The following is a 22,539-nucleotide window of genomic DNA, read 5'->3' as shown; positions in this document are numbered from 1 at the left end:
GCAGTTTGCCCCCTGAATAACTGCCTTTCTTCCACCGTTAAATGTTCTTCCCCCGAATTGAGTATACGACGAGTATCATCAAAGAAACCGTGCCATGAAAATACTCCGTCACATACTGGTTTTACCCGTTATTTTCTTCGCTGTCCTCTCTGCCGATGGTGAATCGGTCACCTCATGGATTCGAAAGAAAGTAGAGAATCTTGCTGCTCAGCCGACATTGAATGACTCAATCAAACTGTTTTGCCTGCCCACGCTTCAAAAACAGTATCAGGAGCACTTCTATACGCCGTTCTGGTCCAGCGATGTGCGAATTGACGAACTAATGTCTCTCATCCGTCACTGTGACGTAGATGGTCTGCAACCCACGGATTACCATTTGAAAATCCTTGACTCGCTTGCGCGGAAAGCGGGCAATGAAAATGCGGCGACCCGGGATATACTGTTGACCGATGCTTTTATACTGCTTTCTTCGCATTTGCTTAACGGGAAAATCGATCCTCAGACCATTACTCCTCGTTGGAATATTTCTCCGGTTGATGACCGGATTATTCGGTTTCTGATTGAACTTCCGTATGTTCGGGTGGGTGACTTTTACAGGAGTATCATACCCCAAAGCCATTTATACGAAGGTTTGAGATACCAGCTGAAAAAGTACCGGGAGATTGACAAACAGGGAGGCTGGGAAACAATACCGTCCGGGAAGATTCTCAAGCCCGGTAATGATGATTCACGAATTTCATTGGTCAGGAAAAGGTTGCTCAGTACCGGTGAATATGACGGACCGGAACCGGAACAACCGGATTTTTATGATGACCAGTTGTCTGAAGCGGTTATTCTGTTCCAACGGAATCATGGTCTGGAAGCTTTGGGAACCATCGGTCCGCAAACCTTGGCAGAAATGAATACTCCGGCGTCGGAGAGAATCAGGCAAATCGAGGTCAACATGGAACGAATCCGGTGGTTGCCTGAATCTTTCCCGGATTATTATATTCTTATCAATATCCCGGACTATATGCTGTTTGTGTATGATCATCATATACCTGTTGGTGAACACAAAGTGATTGTGGGACGCACCTATCGCAAAACCCCCATCTTTCATTCCACGTTGCAATACCTGGTTTTTAATCCGACCTGGACCATTCCGCCCAATATTCTGAAATATGACATTTTGCCGGAAGCTCAAAAGGATTCAGGTTATCTTGCCGAAAGGAATATTCAGGTATTTGAAAGCAACGGAACAAAACTGAAACCGGAGAAAGTAAATTTTGCGAGTGCAGATGCTTCCGGCTACACGTATCGTCAGCTTCCGGGAGATCAGAATGCGCTCGGAGTGGTTAAGTTTGTGTTCCCAAATCCCTACAATGTGTTTCTTCACGATACACCCAGTAAACGTTTATTCAACCGGGTACGACGAACATTCAGTTCCGGGTGTATTCGCGTCGAAAGACCTATCGAATTAGCTCAGTATCTGTTAATGGAGCAGCCCGAATGGACGTCGCGGAAAATCGATAAAACGATCGAGTCTCGCAAAACGCAGGTCGTCCGTTTCAATCGTAAGCCAGAGGTGTTTTTAGTTTATTTGACGGCGTGGGAAAACGATGATGGTCAGTTGCAATTCCGGGATGATATCTACTCGAGAGACGAACCCATTTACAAGGAGCTTAAATCATCGCCTGATGAGTCGAACTGAAATCCCAGGTATTTCGATTTCTTCAAATAAGACGGAACCGGCGAGTAAATGAAAAGGCACGATTTGTCTTTGATGGCTTCGATGATCGCCTTGCTTTTGGATGGGGGAACGGCAGGACAGCCCCAGCTTCTTCCGAGCCGGCCATGCTCTTTCACAAACTTTTGTGTTGCATAAGGTGCACTGTGCATCACGATGGTACGCTCGCGGGCTTTGTCGTTGATGCCAGGTTCAATTCCATCAAGATAGAGCGATAAGCCATATTTACCCTGGTAGGTAGCTCCGGTAATGTAAAATCCCGGGCTACTCATATGCGATGAAGGCGCATTGGAGAATTTAACCGCATAATTGACGCCCGTGTTTCGTCCGTGTGCCACCAAAGTATTCTCAACTATTTTCATCGAATCCAGGTCGATTACCCATAACCGCTTGGCTGTCGAAGCCAACGACATATCTATCAGTGTGAGGTAGCGGTTGTTTTCCAGTTTGTTTTCTTTCTCGATGGAATAGTAGCCGACGAGTCCATCCCGAAAGGCTGCGTATGAAGGTTTGATGTCGGTTGGTTGCAGGCGGTTATACAGCGAATCAATTCGATTCAGTTCATGTTGATACGGATGAGAAGGCGGGTTGACTGCATGCAAATGTGCGGTCCCCACCAGGAACATCAACACAGAGAATGTGAAAATAAAGCGGTATAACAAATGGTTTTTGGGCATAAAAGAAAGATGTATTCCTGCGTAATCTGTCTTGATTGATTGTAAAATACAAACTGTAAGTTGATTACATTATTGTTTGTTAGTGGCAAATATATTCAAATAATTGGAACAACCAATTTTGTTATGGATTTTTAACGAATTGTTTTTCAATTGTTTATTATAACATTATTTGATGTTGAATACATCTTTCTTTTATGAGTAAAATATCGCTTCATTGTAGAAGAAGTTCATCTTTAAGCTTTGACGTAATTATGTATGGTGAATTGCTCGTCAAAGCCCAGCTTCAGGTAAAGGCCTTTGCCCATTGTTGATGCCTGCAAAGTGGCGTATTCTGCTCCATCATGTATGGCCTTATTGAGCACGAATTTCATGATCTCTTCCGCCAATCCTTTTCTCCGCATCTCGGGAATCACGCCAACACCATGAATGCCTGCAAATGGACCAGTTTGAAAAAGAATGGCCGTCCCCACCGGTTGATTTTGTTTTAATGCCAGAATGTATTGGATTGAACCCATCGTTTTGAGTAACGTCTCTTCGGTGATGCGGTAACCAAAAGCGGACGGATAAATATCGGCCCACCTTTTTGCGTCGGTCGGATTGGATATCACACTGAAATCAAGTTTGTTCTCCAGCTGAAAGGGCGATGTCAATGGCAACGACATGGCTACTTGCTCAAATGTCTTAGTAAATCCGGTTTCTTCCAGAATCTGGTTGGATTGACTGCCGTAAATATCCCGGTAGGGAATGGTAAAGCGGGTGTTTAAAGATTCGAGTCTCTCCAACGCTTTTTCTACGTTTTCCTGCGTAATATCATCGTGAAACCACAAGCGGTTTGGCCAGTCGGAGTTGCCAATCTCCTCATAATCAAATACATCTCCGGCGACATTTCCCCGGAAGGGAGTCGCTGCTGTTTTCCATAAGGAAGTAAGATTCTCCCAGTTGGCTATTATAAGTTCTTCTCTGCTTTTCATTTCAGGTTGATTAAAAGAATTCCGGTAATCATGGACGAAATCCTCCAAAGGTTGTATTAGTATTTCTTCCTCGGCGAAAGCGAAAAATAATCAATAATCCTGTTTCCAAAAGTAGGCGAGACTCACATTTAAAATGCTGATAACCGCAAAGGACAAAGCCCAAACCGGATGTCCTGTGCTATAAGCAAAGTATACGGCTAAGGCCATCATCGTCAGTTTGAATATGGTTCGGAGAGGGTTCTTCAATCGTCGTTTGGATTTCGGTGCCGCCCAGACGCCCCAAAGTAAAATGATAACCGCCGGAACAGCAACGGCTAGAACGTATCTCATCAGGATGCTTTCTCCTTGTTCAAAGCCCCAGAGACCAGCCAGAATGATGAGTCCCATTTCTAGCAGAAATGAAACCAACAGATTGATTTGTTTGATGAAGTTCATGAAAAATGGAATTCAATTAAGTGTAACGAATCGAACAATTGTATTATTGATAAGTTCGTTTGTCAATTTCCGAAAAGGAATTGATATCCCGGTATGATCTGAAAGGGAAACACACTGTTTGGGTGAATATGGCTTTTGCGTTGGAAAAACGACCTAATCCTGACTGGCAAGAAGTCCATCGCAACAGCCTAAAAAAAGAATCAACTGCTAAATCATGAATAAAAACACATCGATGAAAAAAATCTTGACTCTTCTGATTGCCGGATTGGCCGTTTTTCAATCGTGCTCACCAAAACAGCATCTCGATAGTGCTGAGGCTGCAATGCCGGAAATGAAAATTGATTCCAACCTGGTCATTCCTCCCGCCTGGGCGTTTGGCGTATTGTACGGAGGCTATACCAATCAAGAGCAAACCATTCAGCGCATCAAAGACATAAAAGCGCACAATTATCCCATCGACGCGTATTGGATTGATTCGTGGTTCTGGAGCTTTGATAATCATGGCAAAGGTCCCAAAAAATACATCGACTTCGTGGCTGATACCACAGCTTTCCCTAATCGAAAAGCAATGTGGGACTTTATGCAAAAGAATGACATTAAAGGTGGATTTTGGATCTGGGATTGCATACAGAAGACAGGCAGCGAATCGGCCTTCAACGATTTCGAAAAGAGAGGGTATTTCTCCAAGGTATTCACGAATACCGACACATGGCATAACGCAGGAACAAAGACAGCCATGTTCAACACCACCAAGAGTAAAGTGGCTACACCTACCGGGAATATCAATTTCGACAATCCGGAAGCGGTGGCTTACTTTCAAAAGCGCATGAAGCAATTTTTTGACGAAGGTGCTGATTTTATCAAGCTCGATCGAACATCGAAAATCAGCGTTTGTAAAGCGATGTTTGAGATGACACAGAAGTTCGGCAAAGAAACTGAAGGACGGGGTTTCATTCTATCGCATACCGGAGGTACAGACAGCCCAACATACGAACGTTATCCAACCAAGTGGACGGACGATACCCGCTCAGACTGGACTGTGGAGAAGCCCACCAAGGAGTTTAATTCATGGGTTCCCCGCGTGGCATTTAAGGAAAACATTGCCATGTACACCGATACATCGAAGGCGACCAGTAAAATACCGTTTCTGACCAACGATACCGGCGGTTTCGACATGGGAAAAACCGACCAATTGGACAAGGAACTTTACATCCGGTGGATGGAATTTTCGATGTTTTGCCCCATCACCGAAGTTTTCTCTCAGCCAGAAAATCCTACGTCCAATCTGGCTTATCTCTATTCAGAGCAGGCCGATACGCTTTTCAGAAATTATGCACACCAGCGCATGGAACTTTTCCCGTACATCTACACCTACGCGTTGCGGAGCCGATTGCAGAGTCAACATATGATTGGCAAAATCCTGGGCCATTTGTATGAATTTTTGTTTGGCAACGAAATGTTGGTTGCTCCGGTTTACGAGCAGGGAGCCGTTTCCCGGAAGGTATTCTTCCCGGAAGGAACATGGATTGACAAGGTCACCGGTGAAAAATACGAAGGGAACCATGAGGTTGAGGTTTTGGCACCGTTGGAGAAGATACCCGTATTTGTAAAAGAAGGGGCGATTATTCCTACCAGGAATTACGCGCCAACTATCGAAAGCGGGAACAACGATACCCTGACGGTAGATATTTATCCGTCTACACAAGAATCGGGCTTTACGATGTACGAAGATGATGGCAAAAGTAACGGTTACCTGAAAGGCGAAATCGCTGCTACAACCTTCTCCGCCAGCAGGAGTGATGACCGGATTAATTTTACTATTTCACCTGTAATAGGCAATTACAAAGGCATGAAACCGGATCGTTACTGGCGTTTGGTTTTTCATGATGTGTCGCAGCCGAGAGCTGTTTTTGTTAATGGAAAAGAGGCGACTGGCTGGATGTACAATTATGAAAATAAAACGATTACTATTCGCCTGAAAAGTGTTAAGTCAACAGAAAATCAAGTAAATATTGAACTCTAATCACCCGGTTTTTCAGGCCATGAATAAAGATGGCGTTCATTTGATTCCGGAAGGCGAATACATCGTGGCGCGGTATATTCTACTTCACATGAACATACCCGAGTCCATGAAGCCGGGACAATCAAAATAGAATTTAATACCTTCCATTAATAGACCGCAGGAGCGAAATCAACATCGTTCTTGCGGTTTTTTTCTTCTGCTTGCTCAGGAACATCAAAAAAATTTTTTCTTGTCAGTGATTGCCTGCTAACGTGTTATCGGTTTGCGGCGCTTGAAAACCTCCTCTCTTCCTTAAAATCCGCAATATTCAGAGTAGTCATGCGTTTTACTGTATTGAACATATAATGCGGCGATTTGTCAAAAGACGAAGCCGGACCACTGATTAGATGAATATCAAATGATAGCGATGAAACGAATCCTGGTAAGTATTTTATTGATGCTGCCTTTTACAGTATGGGCACAGACTTTTCTTCCTTTAAGCACGGGCGAAACGGTAAAACACACCTACTATACCTTGTCGTATAATGAGTCGAAAGAACAAGCGAATTGGGTGTACTACGAGTTGACTGCTGCCGATGTGAGTGGCAAAGAATCGCGCACGGATGATTTTCGACCCGATCCGGAAGTGAAAACGGGCTCTGCTTCGCTGGCCGACTACAGCGGTTCCGGCTACGACCGGGGACATCTTTGTCCGGCAGCAGCTATGCGGCTCAACCATAAAGCTATGTCGGAGACTTTTTATCTATCGAACATGTCTCCTCAGAAGCCGAGTTTTAATCGCGGAATCTGGAAAAAACTGGAGGCACAGGTACGAAACTGGGCGCTGATGGATGGTGATATCTATGTCGTTTCCGGCCCGATTTTCAAGAATGACCTTGGGTTTATTGGTCCCGATAGGATAACCGTTCCCGGGTTTTACTACAAAGTGGTATACGATCCTCATGGTAAACAGAAAATGATTGCGTTTATTCTTCCGAATGAAACAGGTACGAAACCGTTACCGGAATACGTGGTTTCTGTGGACATGGTGGAGGCGATGACCGGCATTGATTTCTTTCCGGAATTGCCCGACAGTATCGAAAATAAGCTGGAAGCAGCAGTGAATCCGGGAGCCTGGTCGTTTACTTCTGCAGCTACATCGACCTATTCATCCAGCGCGCATCATAGTTCGAAAAACGGTATAACCAAGGCGACAACTTCAAGACAGTGTCAGGCCATAACCAAATCGGGTAAGCGATGTTCCCGAAAAGCAGAACCTGGTTCAAAATATTGCTGGCAACATCAGAAAAAGTAGTTTGCAGATAGATCGTATGGCGTAGAATTGATCGAATTCCTCTAAAATTCGGGTTGATTTCATACCTTTATCAGGTTTTCTGAAGAATGTAAACAAGCTGATGATCCGAACTGTAGCCAAAATAAGCCTGGTTTTATTAGTGATAGTTGCTTTACCTTTGAGCTTCTATTTGGTGCGGGAGTTCTCAACCCTGACTAAAAATGAAAAGATGGTTCAGCGCGTATTTAGTACGCAGTTGGAATCCATTCTCTATTCGGTTAACCAGTATTCTGAAAATGTTGTTAATCAGTGGCGTCAAAGTCTCGACCAACCCGTGGCACCTGGCGGAGATGTGGAGAAAGGATTGGTAGACAATCTTTTCCAAAACAACCGTTCCGTTTTAGCTATTCGTTTTTTGGATTTAGCATCGCACCAGGTTGAGGCGGAGTATTTCAATAGTGGTAAGGCTATCCGTATTGACGAATGGCCGGCCCCGGCAGAAATTGAAAAACTACAGGACTATCTGAAGTCGAATTATCAGCGTGTTGACTCGAAGATGATGACTGACAGTACACTGATGCTTTATTTTCTGCAAAAGAATCGCGAAGGAGAGCATGCCTGTCAATTGGTGATCAACCCACGGACATTTGTCTTGCAGACCATGAGTCCGCAGATACAACAGATAGCGCAGGACCTTTTCTTCATCAGTGTTTCCGATTCTACATCCGGTAGCGTGGTTTACAGTACTGAAGCGAATGATGAATTGGCCGGAAAAATTGAGAAAGCAGCTATGTGGTACTTTCCTAGCTATCAACTGGGAATCCGGTTAAAGGCCAAAACACTCGAAGAATTGGCGTCCGAACGTACACAACGGGACAATTACATGTTGATTGGCCTAACGATTGTAGTGCTGCTGGGACTCTATTTTGTCATCTGGAACATCCGCAAAGAGATGAAATTGGCCGAGCTGAAATCAGAATTCGTTTCCAATGTATCACACGAAATACGAACGCCACTCGCACTAATTAGCATGTATGCTGAAACCTTACTGTTGAAGCGGGTGAAGACCGAAGCGAAACAGGAAGAATACCTGCATACCATTCACCAGGAAAGTGGCCGGTTAACGGATATCGTCAACCGGATTCTCAACTTCTCACGACTGGAGAAAAACCGGTTGAAATACCAGTTCTCGATGGTCGACCTGGGGGAATTGGTTCCCGAAATCATGGTCTCAATGAAGTCACACCTGGAGGCTTCGCAGGTCGATTGCCGTTTTTCGTCGCAAGTTGATCAAGCCCTGGTATATGCCGATAGTGATGTAGTGAAAACGATGTTGGTGAATCTGGTGGACAACGCCATCAAATATAGCGCTGAAAAAGATAAGAAAATTGACATTCGCCTGGTGAAGAAAGCCAAACACGTCTGGGTCGAAGTGGAAGATAATGGTATCGGCATTTCCTCCAAAAATCAGAAGCATGTCTTCGAACAGTTTTTCCGGGTAACTGAAGGCGATTTAGCCCACAAAGCCAAAGGTTCGGGATTAGGACTGAACCTGGTGAAACGAATGATGAAGACACACGGCGGCAGCGTAGCGCTGCGAAGTAAGCTGGGCGAGGGAAGTACATTCATTTTAAAATTTCCGGTAAAAAAACAGAACCATGCCTAGAATCTTAATCGTTGAGGATGAAGAAGCCATGCTGATTGGCTTGCGCGATAACCTGGAGTTTGAAGGTTACGAAGTGGACACAGCCAACCGGGGCGATGACGGCTTCAAAAAGCTGCAATCCGGTTCGTACGATTTGGTTTTGCTGGACGTGATGCTTCCTGGGATGTCAGGATTTGATGTGTGTAAGAAAACCCGGGCAGAAGACAACGATACACCCATCATCTTGTTAACGGCTCGCGGCGAAGAGCTGGATAAAGTGCTCGGTCTGGAGCTGGGAGCAGACGATTATGTCACCAAACCCTTCAGTTTGCGGGAGCTTCTGGCCCGTATCAAAGTTATTCTTCGCCGGACGGCAAACGTTAAACAGGATGATTCGCCGCAAAGGGTGACCATCGGCCAACTCCAGGTTTCATTTGACGATTTTGAAGCGTTGCATAATGACGAACCCGTGAAAATGTCGTACAAGGAGTTTGAAATATTGCATTATCTCTACCGGCATGCTGGCCGGATTGTTTCGCGGGACGATATTCTCGACCAGGTTTGGGGCATGGATTACCAACCAACCGCCCGTACCGTCGATAATTTCATTGTCCGGTTACGGAATAAAATTGATACGGAAGATAGCCAGCACATCGTGACAGTTCATGGTATCGGCTACAAGCTGGTGCTTTAATCCAGACAAAATCGGTAGTTTTTTTCAGAAAATTGAAATATTTTCTTATCTGTGTATGTCATTTGTCTATAGCGTTTTATGTGTCTTCTTTTCTTCCCGTGACATTTCTGTGACAACTTGTGGCATCTTATGACTCGCGTTTGACAGCGGGGTTACATCGGGGCTTTTACTTTGTGATAGTTAATCATGAAAACAAAAGCCTTAATCGATGAAAACAAAAAGAGCAATTTTAGCAATCGTCGCAGTATTAATGATGACGGGCCTTACTTTCGCCGGGGAGACGGGATTGAATATGGCCGAAAAAAATCTGACCAGTGACATCCAGAAAAACTTCCGGCAGGAAATCGGTCAGTTGCAAAACTATTTCTACGAGCACAATATCAATTCGCTGAAAGAGAATGTAACCATTAGCTTTTATGTGAATAGTGACCGGACGCTGAGACTTCTGCAGGTAATTACCGATAACAAGGAAGCCAAAGACTTTGTTAAATATATGTTTAGCAAACAGGAAGTGAAAGCCGACAGGGCATTGGCAGGCGAGGCATATACATTCAATCTGTATCTTCGCTACACTACGCCGTGATCGAACGGCTAACCAGAGATTCGGACGAAAGGAGTTTTTAAATATCTTGTAACGCAAATCATAACCATCATGACTCGTAAATTCATAATTGTCTATCTATTCATTTTTGCAGTGGCGGGAGTCTTCAAGGCTGACGCGTCTGATTGGAGGTCGCTGGCTGATTTGCGGGGCAATTGGTTGTTCACTGTGGGCGATAATCCGGTTTGGGCAACTCCTTCGGCCGATGTGCATGATTGGGATAAGATTTATGCTCCACGTGCATGGGAAAATTACTACGAAGGGTATAACGGATATGGCTGGTACCGTAAAAATTTCAACATCCAGAGCTTGCCGGCCTCAGGTTATCTGATGCTCTTCCTGGGCTACATTGATGACGTAGACGAGGTATTTATTAACGGAAAAAAGATAGGACAGACTGGTAAATTTCCTCCGAATTTCCGAACAGCTTATAATGTAGAAAGGCAATACGTTGTACCGGTTTCGCTGCTGAAGAGAGAGAACAATGTGATTGCGGTGCGAGTATTCGATGAAGGAGGTGATGGGGGAATCCTCAGAGCCAACCGTTTGGGCTTGTATTACGATCGCGATCAGGCGATGATGACATTGGATTTAAGCGGAACCTGGAAATTCAGTATCGACAATTTTGGCAACATGAATAGTCCGGCGACAGACGACAGTAACTGGGCTGATATATATGTCCCGATGAAATGGGATAACCAGGGATATGGCGATTTTGACGGAATAGCCTGGTATCATAAGCGTTTCTCACTACCCGAATCTTTAAAAGGACGGGAACTCTATCTCGTGCTGGGTAAGATCGACGATTTTGACAAGGTATATTTGAATGGAGAAAAAATAGGAGAGGTTGAGGATTTGCCAGGCTATTCCCGATTTCGTCAGGACCGGGCATGGCAGTTGTATCGCATCTACAAAATACCGTCGGATTTATTACGAAATAAGAACCTGATTTCCGTTGAGGTGAAGGATATTGGCTTGAATGGCGGAATTTACGAAGGTCCGGTGGGAATTACGACAGAAGGTGAAGTGAAAGCCCTGAAAGAAAATCTGCAGCGGAATAACAACGATGATGATGACAGTTGGCATTCAATTATACGCAACCTACTCCATTTGTTCGATTAACATGAAAAAAATTATCACCATACAATGGATAGTGCTTTTGGTACTGGTTGGAAGCTTAAAGGTGTCTGCCGCGGCATTTGGTGAACCCATGGAGCAAAGCCTGAACGGAATGTGGAAATTCCGGATTGGGGACAACATGGAGTGGGCATCGCCGAATTACGATGATTCCGGATGGAATTTGATTAAGGTGCCAGACCGGTGGGAGAATCAAGGTTATAATGGGTATGATGGCTACGCCTGGTACCGACTCTCACCTTTCATACCCGCTTCCATGAAGAATCAATCGGTGATTCTGGAGATGGGGTACATCGATGATGCTGATGAAGTGTATTTCAACGGCACGCTAATTGGCAAAACAGGTTCGTTCCCGCCACATTTCTCGACTGCTTACAAGGCGCTACGCAAATACCAGGTTCCTAACAACCTGATAAACTATGACGGAAAGAATGTGATTGCTGTTCGGGTGTACGATGCTCAGCTGGACGGAGGAATCATCGCCGGTGATTTGAAAATTTACTCTGCCGGATTTTTGCCGCAATTCGATATTAACCTGGCCGGAGAATGGCAGTTCAACAAAGGAAGGGATTACAATGAGAGCCGCGCGAGGCCGATTCATGTGCCGGGCGCATGGGAGAACCAGGGATACTTCGGTTATGACGGGTACGCCGTATATACAAAGAAAATTAACGTGAGTGCTGATCTGGCCTCACAACGTTTGGTCATGCTGGCCGGCCGCATCGACGATGCCGACATGCTATTCATCAACGGAAAATACATTGGACAAACCGGGCAATTCGGTGAAAACAATGGTAACATATACCGCGAGTTCCGGAATTATTTTCTCCCTCCCAACACGTTGAAACCGGGAGAAAATAGGATTGAAATAAAAGTATATGACTCGGGTGGGGACGGAGGAATTTACGAAGGCCCCATCGGAATTATGACCCAGAAGAAATTCAGAGAATACTGGAAAGCAAAGCGAAGAAACTAGTTTTTGCGAATAGAGCGAGGATTAGATTATCATGGTTCGAATAGCAGGTTGGAAACGACCTGCTATTTTTTGCGTTCGTGTAAAGAAGAGCATAGAAGACTTTGGTATGTCTGCAGTGCCGTACATTGAAGGTTTTTATGAAGTATAAAAGGAACAAATGTTCATCAAATTTCGTATTATTGTAATGAAAATCCAATTTTATGCCGAACAGAAAAAGAAGTCGACGAGTAACCATGCCGCCGGTAATGGAAGGTTTCAGGCCCTTTGGTGTGCCGATGAAGAATCTGGAGCCAACTGTTTTGCTGGTAGAAGAATATGAGGCTATCCGGCTTGTCGATTATGAAAATCTGATACAGGAAGAGGCGGCTGAGCGAATGGGGGTTTCCCGCCCGACCTTTACCCGTATATACGACAGGGCACGAAAAACCATTGCCGCTGCCTTCGTGGAGGGAAAAGCGATCCTGATTCAGGGCGGGAATTACGCTACCGATGATTACTGGTTTCGGTGTAACGATTGCAAAGAGGTGATGATTACGCTCAAACCCATTGGAAGTTGTCGTAAATGTCATTCAGATAACATCATATCATTAAATCCCGAGTAACCGATGGACAAACAAACTGAAGAATATAACGGATACTGCATCTGCGTGAAGTGTGACCTACGTCTGGAACACAAAAAGGGAATTCCCTGCCGGGAAGTGAAATGCCCGAAGTGTGGACGTACCATGCTAAAAGAGGGTTCCTACCATCATCAACTCTACCAACAAAAGTTCATCGATAACCAGGACAACGGCGAGCAACCATAACAGTCACAACTGACTCTTTTTTCACAGCACTACTGCCAGCCGGAAGCTATCGGTTTGCATTCGCCTTCCCTTCTTCATTACACACCCATCTTCATTCTTTCTCAAAGATTCAATTGAAGTATACCTGAGTTATTTTTACTCCGATATGTCTTCAAAAAAGATATTGCATTCGAATTTTTCTCTTAAAATGAACAAATGTTCATTTAGTTTCCTACCTTTGTTTCATGAACAGAAGGTTAGCAATCAGGCGTTATAACCTGGATGAAATGATGTTGCTCCTTCCTAAATTGAACCAACTATGTTTCCGGAATGCGTCACATGTATCGTAAAGCAGACTGAGCAATTAATTCAGAGACATTGCCCAGACGACAAGCGGGCCAACGAAGTCGCGCTGGATGCCATTCGGTTTATGGCGAGCGCTGAAAGTGAGATGAAAACAGCGCCGGCTTTACCGGTCTTCCTGGATGACCTGCTGGAAAGACGATGTCAGATAAAGCAGGCTATTAGTGATGAGCGGATACACTGCAATGAGCAATTCCTCCTACTGGAAGAAACGATCCGGAATGATATTTCGAAATCGATTAACCCGCTACAAAGAGCACTGCAGTATACGCTGGCCGGTAATTATATCATGAATCACCAGGGGGCGATGGATAGCCTGAAGTTGTCGTTGGTATCAGCTGCTCGTTTACGACCGGTTATCGATGATTCGGGTAAGTTGTTTAACCGGGTTCGGAAAGCGAATACGGTGTTGTTCATAGGCGATAAAGCCGGGGAAATTGTCACCGACAAACTGCTGCTGGAGCAATTGCATCATTCGAAGGCTTACTATGCGGTCAGGGAAAAGGGGATTCTCGATGAAGCTACGGTTGATGATGCCCGGCATGCAGGAATCGAGCGTGTGGCAGAGATAAAAGGCATTCCGCAAGAACTTACATCATTCAGCGATTTGTCCACCAATAGCACATTCGGAAAGATTTATCGGGAGGCTGATTTGATTATTTCCAAGGGGCCTTCCAACTTCTGGAAATTACACAACGAAACCGAAAAAGAGACGTTTTTCCTGTTTTCAACGAGATGTCAGGTGATAGCGAATCTGCTGAAAGTGAATATTGACGACCCGGTTGTGATGTATGGAAAGCGTTATCAGCAGAAGATTGTGGGAGCTGAGTATTACGAAACCTTGTGCCATGAATTATAGAGGGCGATGTGAATGAAAAAATCAAGATGTTATGCCACGATTAAACGGGACAGGCCCGGAAGGGAAAGGCTCGAAGACCGGACGGAAATTGGGCCGTTGCAAAGAACCGGAAGATTTAACCGGTAAGAACAAACTCGGTACCGGTCTTGGCAAACGCTGGAAAAGCGGTGGTGGTGAAGGCCGCGGTAAAAGACTAAAAAGTGGATTTATACCAAAAATAGGGAGGTGAAAAATGCCTGGATTAAATGGAACCGGACCGCTGGGAAAAGGTCCCCGCACCGGAAGAGCAATAGGTAAATGCGAACCCGGAAAAGATGAAGTAAGTGAGGCACCGTTTGGTCGCGGACTCGGAAGAGGCGGCTGGGGAAGAGGCCTCGGACGGGGTGCTGGTCGCCGAAGAAGAGGTCGCGGCTAACGTCTCATGGTGGTTTGTCGCTCAAAATCGCGCATGAATTTTCATGCGCGATTGACAACATGGTAGTTACGTTGTATAAATGAAAAACATGGAAATAAAGAAAATGCAGACGAAGATTCTACCGGAAGTGGAAAATATTATTCTGGTTGCTTCGGGAAAAGGCGGTGTAGGTAAGTCAACCGTGGCAGTGAACCTGGCAGTGGCTTTTATGCGCGAAGGCTATGCTACCGGAATATTGGATGCCGATCTGTACGGACCTTCTGTTCCGATGGCTTTAGGGTTGGAAGACGCTCGTCCCCGCGTATGGAAGGAGAACGGAAAAGATTTGATGGAGCCCGTCGAGAAGTTCGGCATCAAAGTAATGTCACTTGGTTTTCTCATGCAAAAGCAGGATGCAGTCATCTGGCGGGGGCCATTGGCTTCCAAAGCACTCACGCAGTTGATCGAGAATACCCGCTGGGGAAAACTGGATTACCTGGTCATTGATTTACCGCCCGGAACAGGTGATATCTCCATTACGCTGTCACAGAAGTTCCCGGGAGCCAGGGCGATAATTGTGGTTACGCCGCAACAAATGGCCATTGCCGATGGGCGAAAAGCAGCCCACATGTTCGTGGCCAACGGCGTCGATATTCCGGTGGCAGGCATCGTGGAGAACATGGCCTGGTTTGTCCCCGAAAAACATCCCGATGAAAAATATTTCCTCTTTGGAAGAGGAGGAGGAGAGCAGCTGGCCAACGAATACGGTGTGCCTTTACTTTCGCAGTTACCGTTGGTGGCCGATGTGTGCGAGTTGAGCGACCAGGGGAAAAATATTTTCAACTCCGGAAATGCCATTCTGATAAAAGCATTCGAAGAGTTGGCGCAAAAAATCGACCAGGTAAAAGAAGTACCTGCCTGAGAGAGTTTGCATCGATAGTTACTAATTGTCCCATGTCAGTTTCTTAAACCGTGTGCTTATGAAAGAATCTTTGCGCTTCGCTTTTGCGGTTAGTCAGGGGCATGCTTTTGAGAAAAAGCATTTTGGCGAAGCTGAACAGTTCCTGATTTATGAATACAAGGATGATGAACTGACGCTGATTGATGAATATCGGAATCCGTTTATTCGTCCCGAAGAACACTACACACATGGTTCATCCCGAAAGGGAAAAGCGATCATCAGTTTTCTGAAGGAATTGGACATCGATGTGTTGGTGGCCAGACAGTTTGGCCGGAATCTTCACATGGTTCGTGAGCATTTCATCCCGGTGATTATTTCAGCCACATGCATTGGTGAAGTAACAGAGGTTCTTTTAAAGCACATATTCTGGTTAATGGAAGAGAGGCGAAAAGTTGACAACCACTACGGATTGTACCAGATCAATCTGGGCATTTTGAAGATGCCCGGGAGGTCGGTAAAACCCAGGCTTCAGGAGGAACGATAAAAAAGTGTTCAGATGATCAGTTTTGGGCCCATACCGTCGCGCCGGTTAGGAAAGAGCCTTGGGATAAATAACATCGTCTCTCCCAAGACATGCACGTACAACTGTGTGTATTGCCAGGTAGGGAAAACAAAGCGTCACACGACTGAACAAGATGCATTTTACCTTCCGGAAGTGGTCTTCCGGGAAGTCGAAAAGCATCTGCGCCGATTGAAGCCAGACAATTATCCCGATTATCTGACTTTTGTGTCGAATGGCGAACCGACCCTCGATCTAAATCTCGGCGAATCCATCACCCGCTTGAAAACGCTGGGCATCCCGGTAGCTGTTATCACCAATGCTTCGTTGCTGAATCGGGAGGAAGTCCGAAGTTCATTGGCACTGGCCGATTGGGTTTCGGTTAAAGTTGATGCAGCAAATGAAGCGACCTGGAAAAAGCTCAACCGGCCCGTTGCTGGATTGTCATTCGACGACTATTGGTCCGGAGTGTACCTGTTCGCCGACGAGTTTTTCGGCACGCTATGCTCGGAGTCGATGTTGGTCCGGAATTACAACGACGATGCGGGCCATTTGAAACAGCTGGCCGGAATGGTGAAAGAGCTGAGCCCTCAAACAGCTTATCTCTCCATTCCCATTCGCCCGCCGGCAGAAAAGCACGTCGGGAGACCCGCTGCAGAACAACTGAATACCGCGTGGCAACTTTTTAATTCTGTTGGTTTGAATACCGAACTTCTCACCGGCTTCGAAGGCGTCGATGCAGGATATACCGGCAATGCTTTCGAAGACATTCTGAACATTACAGCGGTCCATCCGCTACGGGAAGACGCCCTGCTGAAACTTCTGGAAAACGATCAGGCCGATGAATCGGTACTGCAATCATTGTTGCATCAGCGATTGATAGACAAGGTGCAATACCGCGACAAGATTTTTTATCTGCGACATTACAATGCAACGTCATGAGAGGTTACGTTCAGGTATATACGGGGAATGGAAAAGGAAAAACCACGGCGGCTCTTGGATTAGCACTACGGGCAGTAGGAGGCGGGAAAAAAGTGTTTTTCGCCCAGTTTGTCAAAGGGTGCACTTATTCAGAGCACGAACCGATAGCCCGCTTCTTTCCGGAGATTATCCTGAGGCAGTACGGCTTGAAATGCTTTATCGTTGAGGAAGCCTCACAGGAGGATATCGATGCAGCCCGGAATGGCCTGGAGGAAGTTACAGTCGTTCTATCTTCCGGAGATTATGATGTAGTCGTGCTGGATGAGGCTTGCATTGCGGTTCATTTTAACCTGTTTTCTTCGGAAGAACTAATTAGGGCCGTTCAATCTCGTGAGAAACATACCGAAGTTATCGTGACTGGAAGATACGCCACGCCCGATCTGATAGAGATAGCTGATCTGGTGACCGAAATGAAAGAAGTAAAACACTACTATACACAAGGGCTGATCGGTCGGAGAGGGATCGAATTTTAAGCCGGAAATACAAAAACCTTGAATACAAAAAATAAACACATGAAAACAACCGATGTATTAGTAATTGGAGGAAGTGCAGCCGGCATGGTGGCAGCCGTAACCGGTAAATCATCCAATCCGGAGAAGAAGTTTATCCTGGTGAAGAAGCAGAAGGATGTAATGGTTCCCTGCGGTATCCCATACATTTTCGGCACGTTGGGCGACAGTGCCAAAAACATCATGCCGGTCGACGCCCTGATGGCCAAAAATGAAATCGAGTCCATTGTGGACGAAGTGACGGCCATCGATACAAAGGCTAAAACCGCTCAGCTGGCCGGAGGCGATACCATTCAGTTCGGTAAGCTCATCATTGCCACCGGCTCTGTTCCGGTCAAACCCAAATGGCTGACCGGGGCCGAAAAGAAAAATGTTTTCGTGATTCCGAAGGATAAGATCTACCTCGACGACATGAAACAAAAGCTCGCGTCGTGTAAACGTGTTGCGGTCATTGGGGCCGGCTTCATTGGAGTGGAGTTCTCCGACGAGTTGGTGCGGGACGGAAAAGAGGTCATCCTGGTAGAAAAAGAACCCTCTATTTTGAGCCTGGCATTTGATGTGGAGTTGTCCGATCGCATACAAACCATGCTTGAAGAACGGGGCGTGAATATCATCACCGGCAACGGTGTGAAAGAGATTGTAGGAGATGGTATAGTTACCGGTGTTCGTCTCGAAAATGGCCTTACCGAAGAGGTCGACGCGGTAATTCTTTCGATGGGATACCAGCCTAATACAGTATTGGCGTCCAAATCAGGCATCGATGTCGACGAAAGCGGCTTCATTGCGGTCGATGAATACATGCGCACCCACACACCCGACGTATTTGCCGTGGGCGATTGTGCGCAGAAACGTGATTTCGTTACACGCCGGCGCGTATTTACCATGCTGGCTTCTACGGCTTGTGCCGAAGCCCGTATCGCCGGCATGAATCTTTTCAATCTGCATGTCATTAAAACCTTTAGTGGTACCATTGCCATCTATTCTACCGCCATTGGCGATACCGGGTTTGGAACTGCCGGTGTGACGGAAGCCCGGGCATCCGAAGAAAACATTGAAGTGGTAACCGGCTTGTTCGAAGGTGTCGATCGACATCCCGGCAATTTGCCCGATGCGCACAAACAACTGGTGAAGCTGGTGGTGGCCCGGCGCTCGGGAATCATCATCGGGGGCGAGGTGATTGGTGGATTAAGTGCCGGCGAACTGACCAACGTAATTGGCCTGGCCATCGAAAACCGGATGTCGGTCAATGCACTGTTGTCGTCACAAATTGGTACACATCCGTGCCTGACGGCTTCACCGGCGGGTTACCCGCTCATTAAAGCCGCAGAAATCGTGGCGGCCAAAATTGCCAGCGGAAGAAAACCAACTCAAAACCAATAGTTCCGAAAATATAAACTTTTTGATGTACAGTTATTAGGGTTTGACATAGCAATTAGTGTAAAGATGGGGGAGGAACCGGGATAAAAGCCGGTGAATCCCCTTCTTTTTTGCCCTGCAAATCCACCATGGTATTCAGGAAAACTTAATGCCAAAGAACCATTCTAAATAATAATTACTATATTAACCCGCTGAAAGACACAAAGACAGACAGAACACGCTGCTGAAAAACGTTAGTGAAAGTCTCGTGGTAGAGTTGATTGTTGAGAAGCTTTTTTGGACAGGACAAACTAATACAGGGGCATATGGCGATATACATAATCATTGCGGTAATATTGGTGGTTGTTACGGGCTTCTTCTTTGCTTTCCCGTCTCCAAAGAAGACACTGCAGAAACCAACCTTTACAACGACCAATCAGGGCGGCGAACCTGAGAAAATTGAAAATCGTTACTACGATTTACGAAAAATGGCTTTGAAAATCACCCCCGACCTGGTTGGAGGACAGAGCACCGGAAGAGCAACAAAGGTATTTGGTATTGTGATGGACTGGGACACAGGAGAGGGCACTGTAACGGTTGTTGCCTTCCAAAATGGCGATGCCAGCATGTATGTCAGTTCGGGAGGCGGCATCATTGGCGGCGCACAATACCGGAAAGTTCGGAAGGCCGTTCGCTCATTTGTCGAACTGGGACAGGATTATATCGGGAAAGCCGAAAAGACAACTACAACGCTGCTGCCCGACAGGCATAACGTCGGGTTTTACCTGCTGACCAACAAAGGAACTTTTCACGCCCAGGAAGAATGGAAGGCGATTGAATACGGAAACTCCGACTGGCGCCCGCTGTTCAACGAAGCCAATAAAGTGTTGGAAAGGTTGCGGCAGATATCGGAGAAGAAGAGCTGAACGGAAACGAATTGTTTGCGCGGTTTGCCACTGTCTGCCATATGACAATATGGTTAGTAGCTGGCATTCATTTGTCATCGTCTTTTTAATAATTCAATCCAAAAGTCCAAAGCGGAATCACATTGCGATAGCCATATTCTATATCATCTTTTACAACAAATGATTTATTGTCTTTTTCTATTTGGTTTTGTTGCTTATTCTTGCCTCCAACCTCAAACGTATAATTTCCAATTACAAAATCTGCTTTTTTGGAAGATATGATTTCATTTTTCACTCGCATTTGATTGAAAAAAAATGTTTCCCGCAAGTTTCCTACATTTGATTTTTCTCCAACTAAATTGAAAATGATATTTGTATTATCCAAGTACACTTTATCAACTTTTCCTAGTCCTCGAATTCCACTAGTTTCGTTGCGTAATTGTTCAATAAGTCCTGCCTTTTCCATATATGAAAAATAATCATCTAAAGAATTCCGACTTACACTAATCATTTCAGATATTTTAGAAAAATTGGGTTTAAAAGGCACGCTTTCTGCAATTATGGAAAGTAATCGTTTTAATTTTCGACCTGTTCCAACATTTAAGTTTGCATATTGCGGAATATCTGATTCCAAAGTTTGAACAATAATTTGACCTAAACGTAAACTCATCTCATTTTCTATTCCAAATGGATAGTATCCTCGTTTTAAATAGTCGTTAAATAAGGGTAATGGATGGTGAATATTTTCAAGTTTTACCTCATTGTTTATAATTTGCTCTAAAGAGTAGACTTCCGTATCATAGTTGTGAAATAATTTCAAATATTCACGAAATGAAAGTCCTTGTAATTTGTAAATTATAGCTCTACGACTTAAATCTGCCGAACCTTTCAGTATATCGAGTACTGAAGAACCTGTAAATATAACTTTCAGGGTAGGAAATGAGTCATAAATATTCTTTAGTTCTTCAGACCAATCATTGTATTTATGAATTTCGTCGACAAATAAATATTCTCCTGCATTTTTATAAAAATCATCCGCTAAATCAAAAAGTCTGTTTTCTCCAAAATACATGTCATCTGCCGAAACATATAACGCTCTTTTACTGTCTAAATTTTCCTTGATATACTGCAATATCATGGTCGTCTTACCAACTCCACGAGCACCAATAATTCCAATCATTCGACTATCCCATGAGACTTTATCGTATAAATAGCGTTTAAAATCCGTTGTCGTACTTTGTAAAAGCGTTTCAAATTTCTGATATAATGTTCTCATAATTTTTCTGGACTTTTTACAAATATACAAAATTGCACAACGTATTTAGCAAATAATTGCATGAGTTGCTCAATTAAATGTGCATAATGTTCTTTTTGCTTCGTGTTAACGGTGGTGGTATGAGGTCGTGGCGGTCAGACGAGAGTCTGAGTGTCCGACCGAAACTGAGGTTGGGACGAGATTCGACTTGTCGCCCCGAAGCTTCTGGGCGCACAAACCCAGCCATGCCTTATACCACGTGTTAGCACCTGTTGTTTAATTTTCATCAATCACTTCTTCTAATAATCCTGTAATTTTTTTATTTAAAATTTGTCGTTTCCCATTGTCAAGAGAAAATTTTTCCATTCTCATATTACCGTAAATGTCAATTGTAAAATGATATTTCAATTTCGCTTCTCCTGCAGGTTTGGGAGGTAGTCCAGTTACTTTCATTTCAGCAAATTGTCTGTTTTTACTTGCTATAGGATTTTCTCCAAAGTGTATCGTTGCAGAAGAACTTTTTTGATTGTCAAAAACGGTCTGTACGATTTCTGTCTTTGAAATTGGTATCATTGAACCTTTTGGAACAATAACTAAATATTTGTCATTTAGCAAACTGGAGCCGATAGAGTGTTTTAATCTCCATTTTTTTGTCAAGTCAAGTGCAAATGCTGTTTTTTGAACCTCGATATTTTCCGGGGCAATTTCAAATGCAAATGTTACAATTTCCTTTCTATTCGTAGCTTTGGCTTGATATACGATGTCATTGGCAAGGTAGTCTCTTGTTCTCAAAACATTATTTTCATCAACTTCAAATTTTGTCAGAGGCTCAATCTTTTCAATTTGTTCTGTCAGTGATTTTAATCTTTCAAATTCTTCATCAAATGATTGTGGAATATCATTTTCATCTTCAATTATTAGGATATTCTCACGATTTCTATTTTCTGCATAATATGTCCAGTTGTATGAACCATTAATAACCACTTTGTTGTCAATTACGCAGAATTTGTTGTGCATCGGATTATAACTGTCGGAAAAGAAAAATTTACCACCATTGTCAATGAAAGTCTGAAATGGCAATCCTGTTTCCCTGTTATTTATATAATCGTTATGGATTATTAGTTGAACATTTAGTCCTTTTTGAGTTTTATCCAACAATGTTTCAAATAAGTCATGATTTGTAAACCAATAAACAGCAACCTTTATTTCTTTTTCAGCTTTCTCAAGTTGCTTGATGATTTGAGTCCTAATATTTTCAAAATATACTTCTACCATCGTCTTAGTTTTACAATTGGTGCTAACGGTTACGTGTATGGTGTCGTTTGGCGCTTCGAAGCACGAATCTGTCAAGCCGCTACAATGTTTATTAGATGTAACATGCTTGAAATTAGCACTATCCGCCAAATGCACTATACACGATGTGTGTGCCCAGCATGAGCATGTGCACACTTACTTGTAAGTTCCGGATAAAATTGGAAAATACAATTTTTCCGGGACTAAACAATAAGTGTAGT

The 22,539-nt window shown here is 44.4% G+C and carries 25 protein-coding genes; 20 read left to right on the top strand and 5 right to left on the bottom strand.

The features are described 5' to 3' along the window. Positions 1-94: 94 nt before the first annotated feature. Positions 95-1,690, top strand: a complete 1,596-nt coding sequence (locus CLV93_RS19325; RefSeq protein WP_106543876.1) for a L,D-transpeptidase family protein — start codon at positions 95-97, stop codon at positions 1,688-1,690. Here the strand turns inward: CLV93_RS19325 and CLV93_RS19320 are convergent. From CLV93_RS19320 to CLV93_RS19310, 3 genes are all read right to left on the bottom strand, one after another. Further along, complete coding sequence (locus CLV93_RS19320; protein WP_106543875.1) at positions 1,651-2,403, bottom strand: murein L,D-transpeptidase catalytic domain family protein; 753 nt, start codon at positions 2,401-2,403, stop codon at positions 1,651-1,653. The two genes, CLV93_RS19325 and CLV93_RS19320, sit on opposite strands and share 40 nt — an antisense overlap. 233 nt (positions 2,404-2,636) lie before the next feature. Further along, a complete protein-coding gene (locus CLV93_RS19315; RefSeq protein ID WP_106543896.1) occupies positions 2,637-3,374 on the bottom strand; it encodes a GNAT family N-acetyltransferase in 738 nt (245 codons plus the stop codon). Between the two features lie 90 nt (positions 3,375-3,464). Beyond that, complete coding sequence (locus tag CLV93_RS19310; RefSeq protein WP_106543874.1) at positions 3,465-3,809, bottom strand: YrdB family protein; 345 nt, start codon at positions 3,807-3,809, stop codon at positions 3,465-3,467. A gap of 232 nt (positions 3,810-4,041) precedes the next feature. Between CLV93_RS19310 and CLV93_RS19305 the strand changes: the two genes are divergently transcribed. From CLV93_RS19305 to CLV93_RS19220, 19 genes are all read left to right on the top strand, one after another. Further along, positions 4,042-5,832, top strand: a complete 1,791-nt coding sequence (locus CLV93_RS19305; RefSeq protein WP_106543895.1) for a glycoside hydrolase family 31 protein — start codon at positions 4,042-4,044, stop codon at positions 5,830-5,832. Then, entirely contained in the window at positions 5,822-5,962 is a 141-nt protein-coding gene (locus CLV93_RS20330; RefSeq protein WP_153637063.1) for a hypothetical protein, read from the top strand. The genes CLV93_RS19305 and CLV93_RS20330 overlap by 11 nt, the downstream gene beginning before the upstream one ends. Positions 5,963-6,238: 276 nt before the next feature. Continuing rightward, positions 6,239-7,126 (top strand): DNA/RNA non-specific endonuclease, encoded by an 888-nt coding sequence (locus tag CLV93_RS19300; RefSeq protein WP_211297923.1) that lies wholly within the window; start codon positions 6,239-6,241, stop codon positions 7,124-7,126. Positions 7,127-7,226: 100 nt separating this feature from the next. Continuing rightward, complete coding sequence (locus CLV93_RS19295) at positions 7,227-8,771, top strand: sensor histidine kinase (protein WP_106543872.1); 1,545 nt, start codon at positions 7,227-7,229, stop codon at positions 8,769-8,771. After that, positions 8,764-9,444: a response regulator transcription factor gene (locus tag CLV93_RS19290; protein WP_106543871.1), complete on the top strand. Its 681-nt coding sequence runs from the start codon at positions 8,764-8,766 to the stop codon at positions 9,442-9,444. The genes CLV93_RS19295 and CLV93_RS19290 overlap by 8 nt, the downstream gene beginning before the upstream one ends. Positions 9,445-9,652: 208 nt before the next feature. Continuing rightward, positions 9,653-10,027, top strand: coding sequence for a hypothetical protein (locus CLV93_RS19285; protein ID WP_106543870.1), 375 nt, complete (start codon positions 9,653-9,655; stop codon positions 10,025-10,027). Between the two features lie 69 nt (positions 10,028-10,096). Further along, positions 10,097-11,167, top strand: coding sequence for a beta galactosidase jelly roll domain-containing protein (locus tag CLV93_RS19280; RefSeq protein WP_106543869.1), 1,071 nt, complete (start codon positions 10,097-10,099; stop codon positions 11,165-11,167). A gap of 1 nt (position 11,168) precedes the next feature. Beyond that, positions 11,169-12,158, top strand: coding sequence for a beta galactosidase jelly roll domain-containing protein (locus tag CLV93_RS19275; RefSeq protein ID WP_170109004.1), 990 nt, complete (start codon positions 11,169-11,171; stop codon positions 12,156-12,158). A 200-nt stretch (positions 12,159-12,358) separates the two neighbouring features. Continuing rightward, positions 12,359-12,760, top strand: coding sequence for a DUF134 domain-containing protein (locus tag CLV93_RS19270; RefSeq protein ID WP_106543867.1), 402 nt, complete (start codon positions 12,359-12,361; stop codon positions 12,758-12,760). A 3-nt stretch (positions 12,761-12,763) separates the two neighbouring features. Continuing rightward, positions 12,764-12,964 (top strand): ferredoxin, encoded by a 201-nt coding sequence (locus CLV93_RS19265; protein WP_106543866.1) that lies wholly within the window; start codon positions 12,764-12,766, stop codon positions 12,962-12,964. Between the two features lie 298 nt (positions 12,965-13,262). Next, positions 13,263-14,165 carry an ARMT1-like domain-containing protein gene (locus CLV93_RS19260; RefSeq protein ID WP_106543865.1) on the top strand — a complete coding sequence of 301 codons (903 nt, stop codon included), beginning with the start codon at positions 13,263-13,265 and terminating at the stop codon, positions 14,163-14,165. A gap of 31 nt (positions 14,166-14,196) precedes the next feature. Continuing rightward, positions 14,197-14,394 carry a DUF5320 domain-containing protein gene (locus CLV93_RS19255; protein WP_106543864.1) on the top strand — a complete coding sequence of 66 codons (198 nt, stop codon included), beginning with the start codon at positions 14,197-14,199 and terminating at the stop codon, positions 14,392-14,394. A 3-nt stretch (positions 14,395-14,397) separates the two neighbouring features. Next, positions 14,398-14,580, top strand: coding sequence for a DUF5320 domain-containing protein (locus CLV93_RS19250; protein ID WP_106543863.1), 183 nt, complete (start codon positions 14,398-14,400; stop codon positions 14,578-14,580). 88 nt (positions 14,581-14,668) lie between these two features. Continuing rightward, entirely contained in the window at positions 14,669-15,481 is an 813-nt protein-coding gene (locus tag CLV93_RS19245; protein WP_170109003.1) for an Mrp/NBP35 family ATP-binding protein, read from the top strand. 58 nt (positions 15,482-15,539) lie between these two features. Beyond that, positions 15,540-16,004 carry a NifB/NifX family molybdenum-iron cluster-binding protein gene (locus CLV93_RS19240; RefSeq protein WP_106543861.1) on the top strand — a complete coding sequence of 155 codons (465 nt, stop codon included), beginning with the start codon at positions 15,540-15,542 and terminating at the stop codon, positions 16,002-16,004. Between the two features lie 12 nt (positions 16,005-16,016). Beyond that, positions 16,017-16,961 (top strand): radical SAM protein, encoded by a 945-nt coding sequence (locus CLV93_RS19235; RefSeq protein WP_106543860.1) that lies wholly within the window; start codon positions 16,017-16,019, stop codon positions 16,959-16,961. Beyond that, positions 16,958-17,473, top strand: coding sequence for a cob(I)yrinic acid a,c-diamide adenosyltransferase (locus CLV93_RS19230; protein ID WP_106543859.1), 516 nt, complete (start codon positions 16,958-16,960; stop codon positions 17,471-17,473). The genes CLV93_RS19235 and CLV93_RS19230 overlap by 4 nt, the downstream gene beginning before the upstream one ends. Positions 17,474-17,512: 39 nt before the next feature. Beyond that, on the top strand, positions 17,513-18,889 hold the full coding sequence (locus tag CLV93_RS19225; RefSeq protein ID WP_106543858.1) for an FAD-dependent oxidoreductase: 1,377 nt from the start codon (positions 17,513-17,515) through the stop codon (positions 18,887-18,889). Positions 18,890-19,191: 302 nt separating this feature from the next. After that, the gene (locus CLV93_RS19220) at positions 19,192-19,791 is read left to right on the top strand and encodes a hypothetical protein (RefSeq protein WP_106543857.1); all 600 of its coding nucleotides are present in this window, start codon (positions 19,192-19,194) and stop codon (positions 19,789-19,791) included. Between the two features lie 85 nt (positions 19,792-19,876). Here CLV93_RS19220 and CLV93_RS19215 read toward each other — a convergent pair whose 3' ends face one another. Both CLV93_RS19215 and CLV93_RS20155 read right to left on the bottom strand, forming a co-directional pair. Continuing rightward, a complete protein-coding gene (locus CLV93_RS19215) occupies positions 19,877-21,046 on the bottom strand; it encodes an ATP-binding protein (protein ID WP_106543856.1) in 1,170 nt (389 codons plus the stop codon). A 255-nt stretch (positions 21,047-21,301) separates the two neighbouring features. Then, positions 21,302-22,300 (bottom strand): phospholipase D-like domain-containing protein, encoded by a 999-nt coding sequence (locus tag CLV93_RS20155; protein ID WP_146142091.1) that lies wholly within the window; start codon positions 22,298-22,300, stop codon positions 21,302-21,304. Positions 22,301-22,539: the final 239 nt, after the last annotated feature.

The organism is Prolixibacter denitrificans, assembly GCF_003014495.1.
GTDB classification, from domain to species: Bacteria; Bacteroidota; Bacteroidia; order Bacteroidales; family Prolixibacteraceae; genus Prolixibacter; species Prolixibacter denitrificans.
This window is presented reverse-complemented; position numbering and strand designations above follow the sequence as displayed.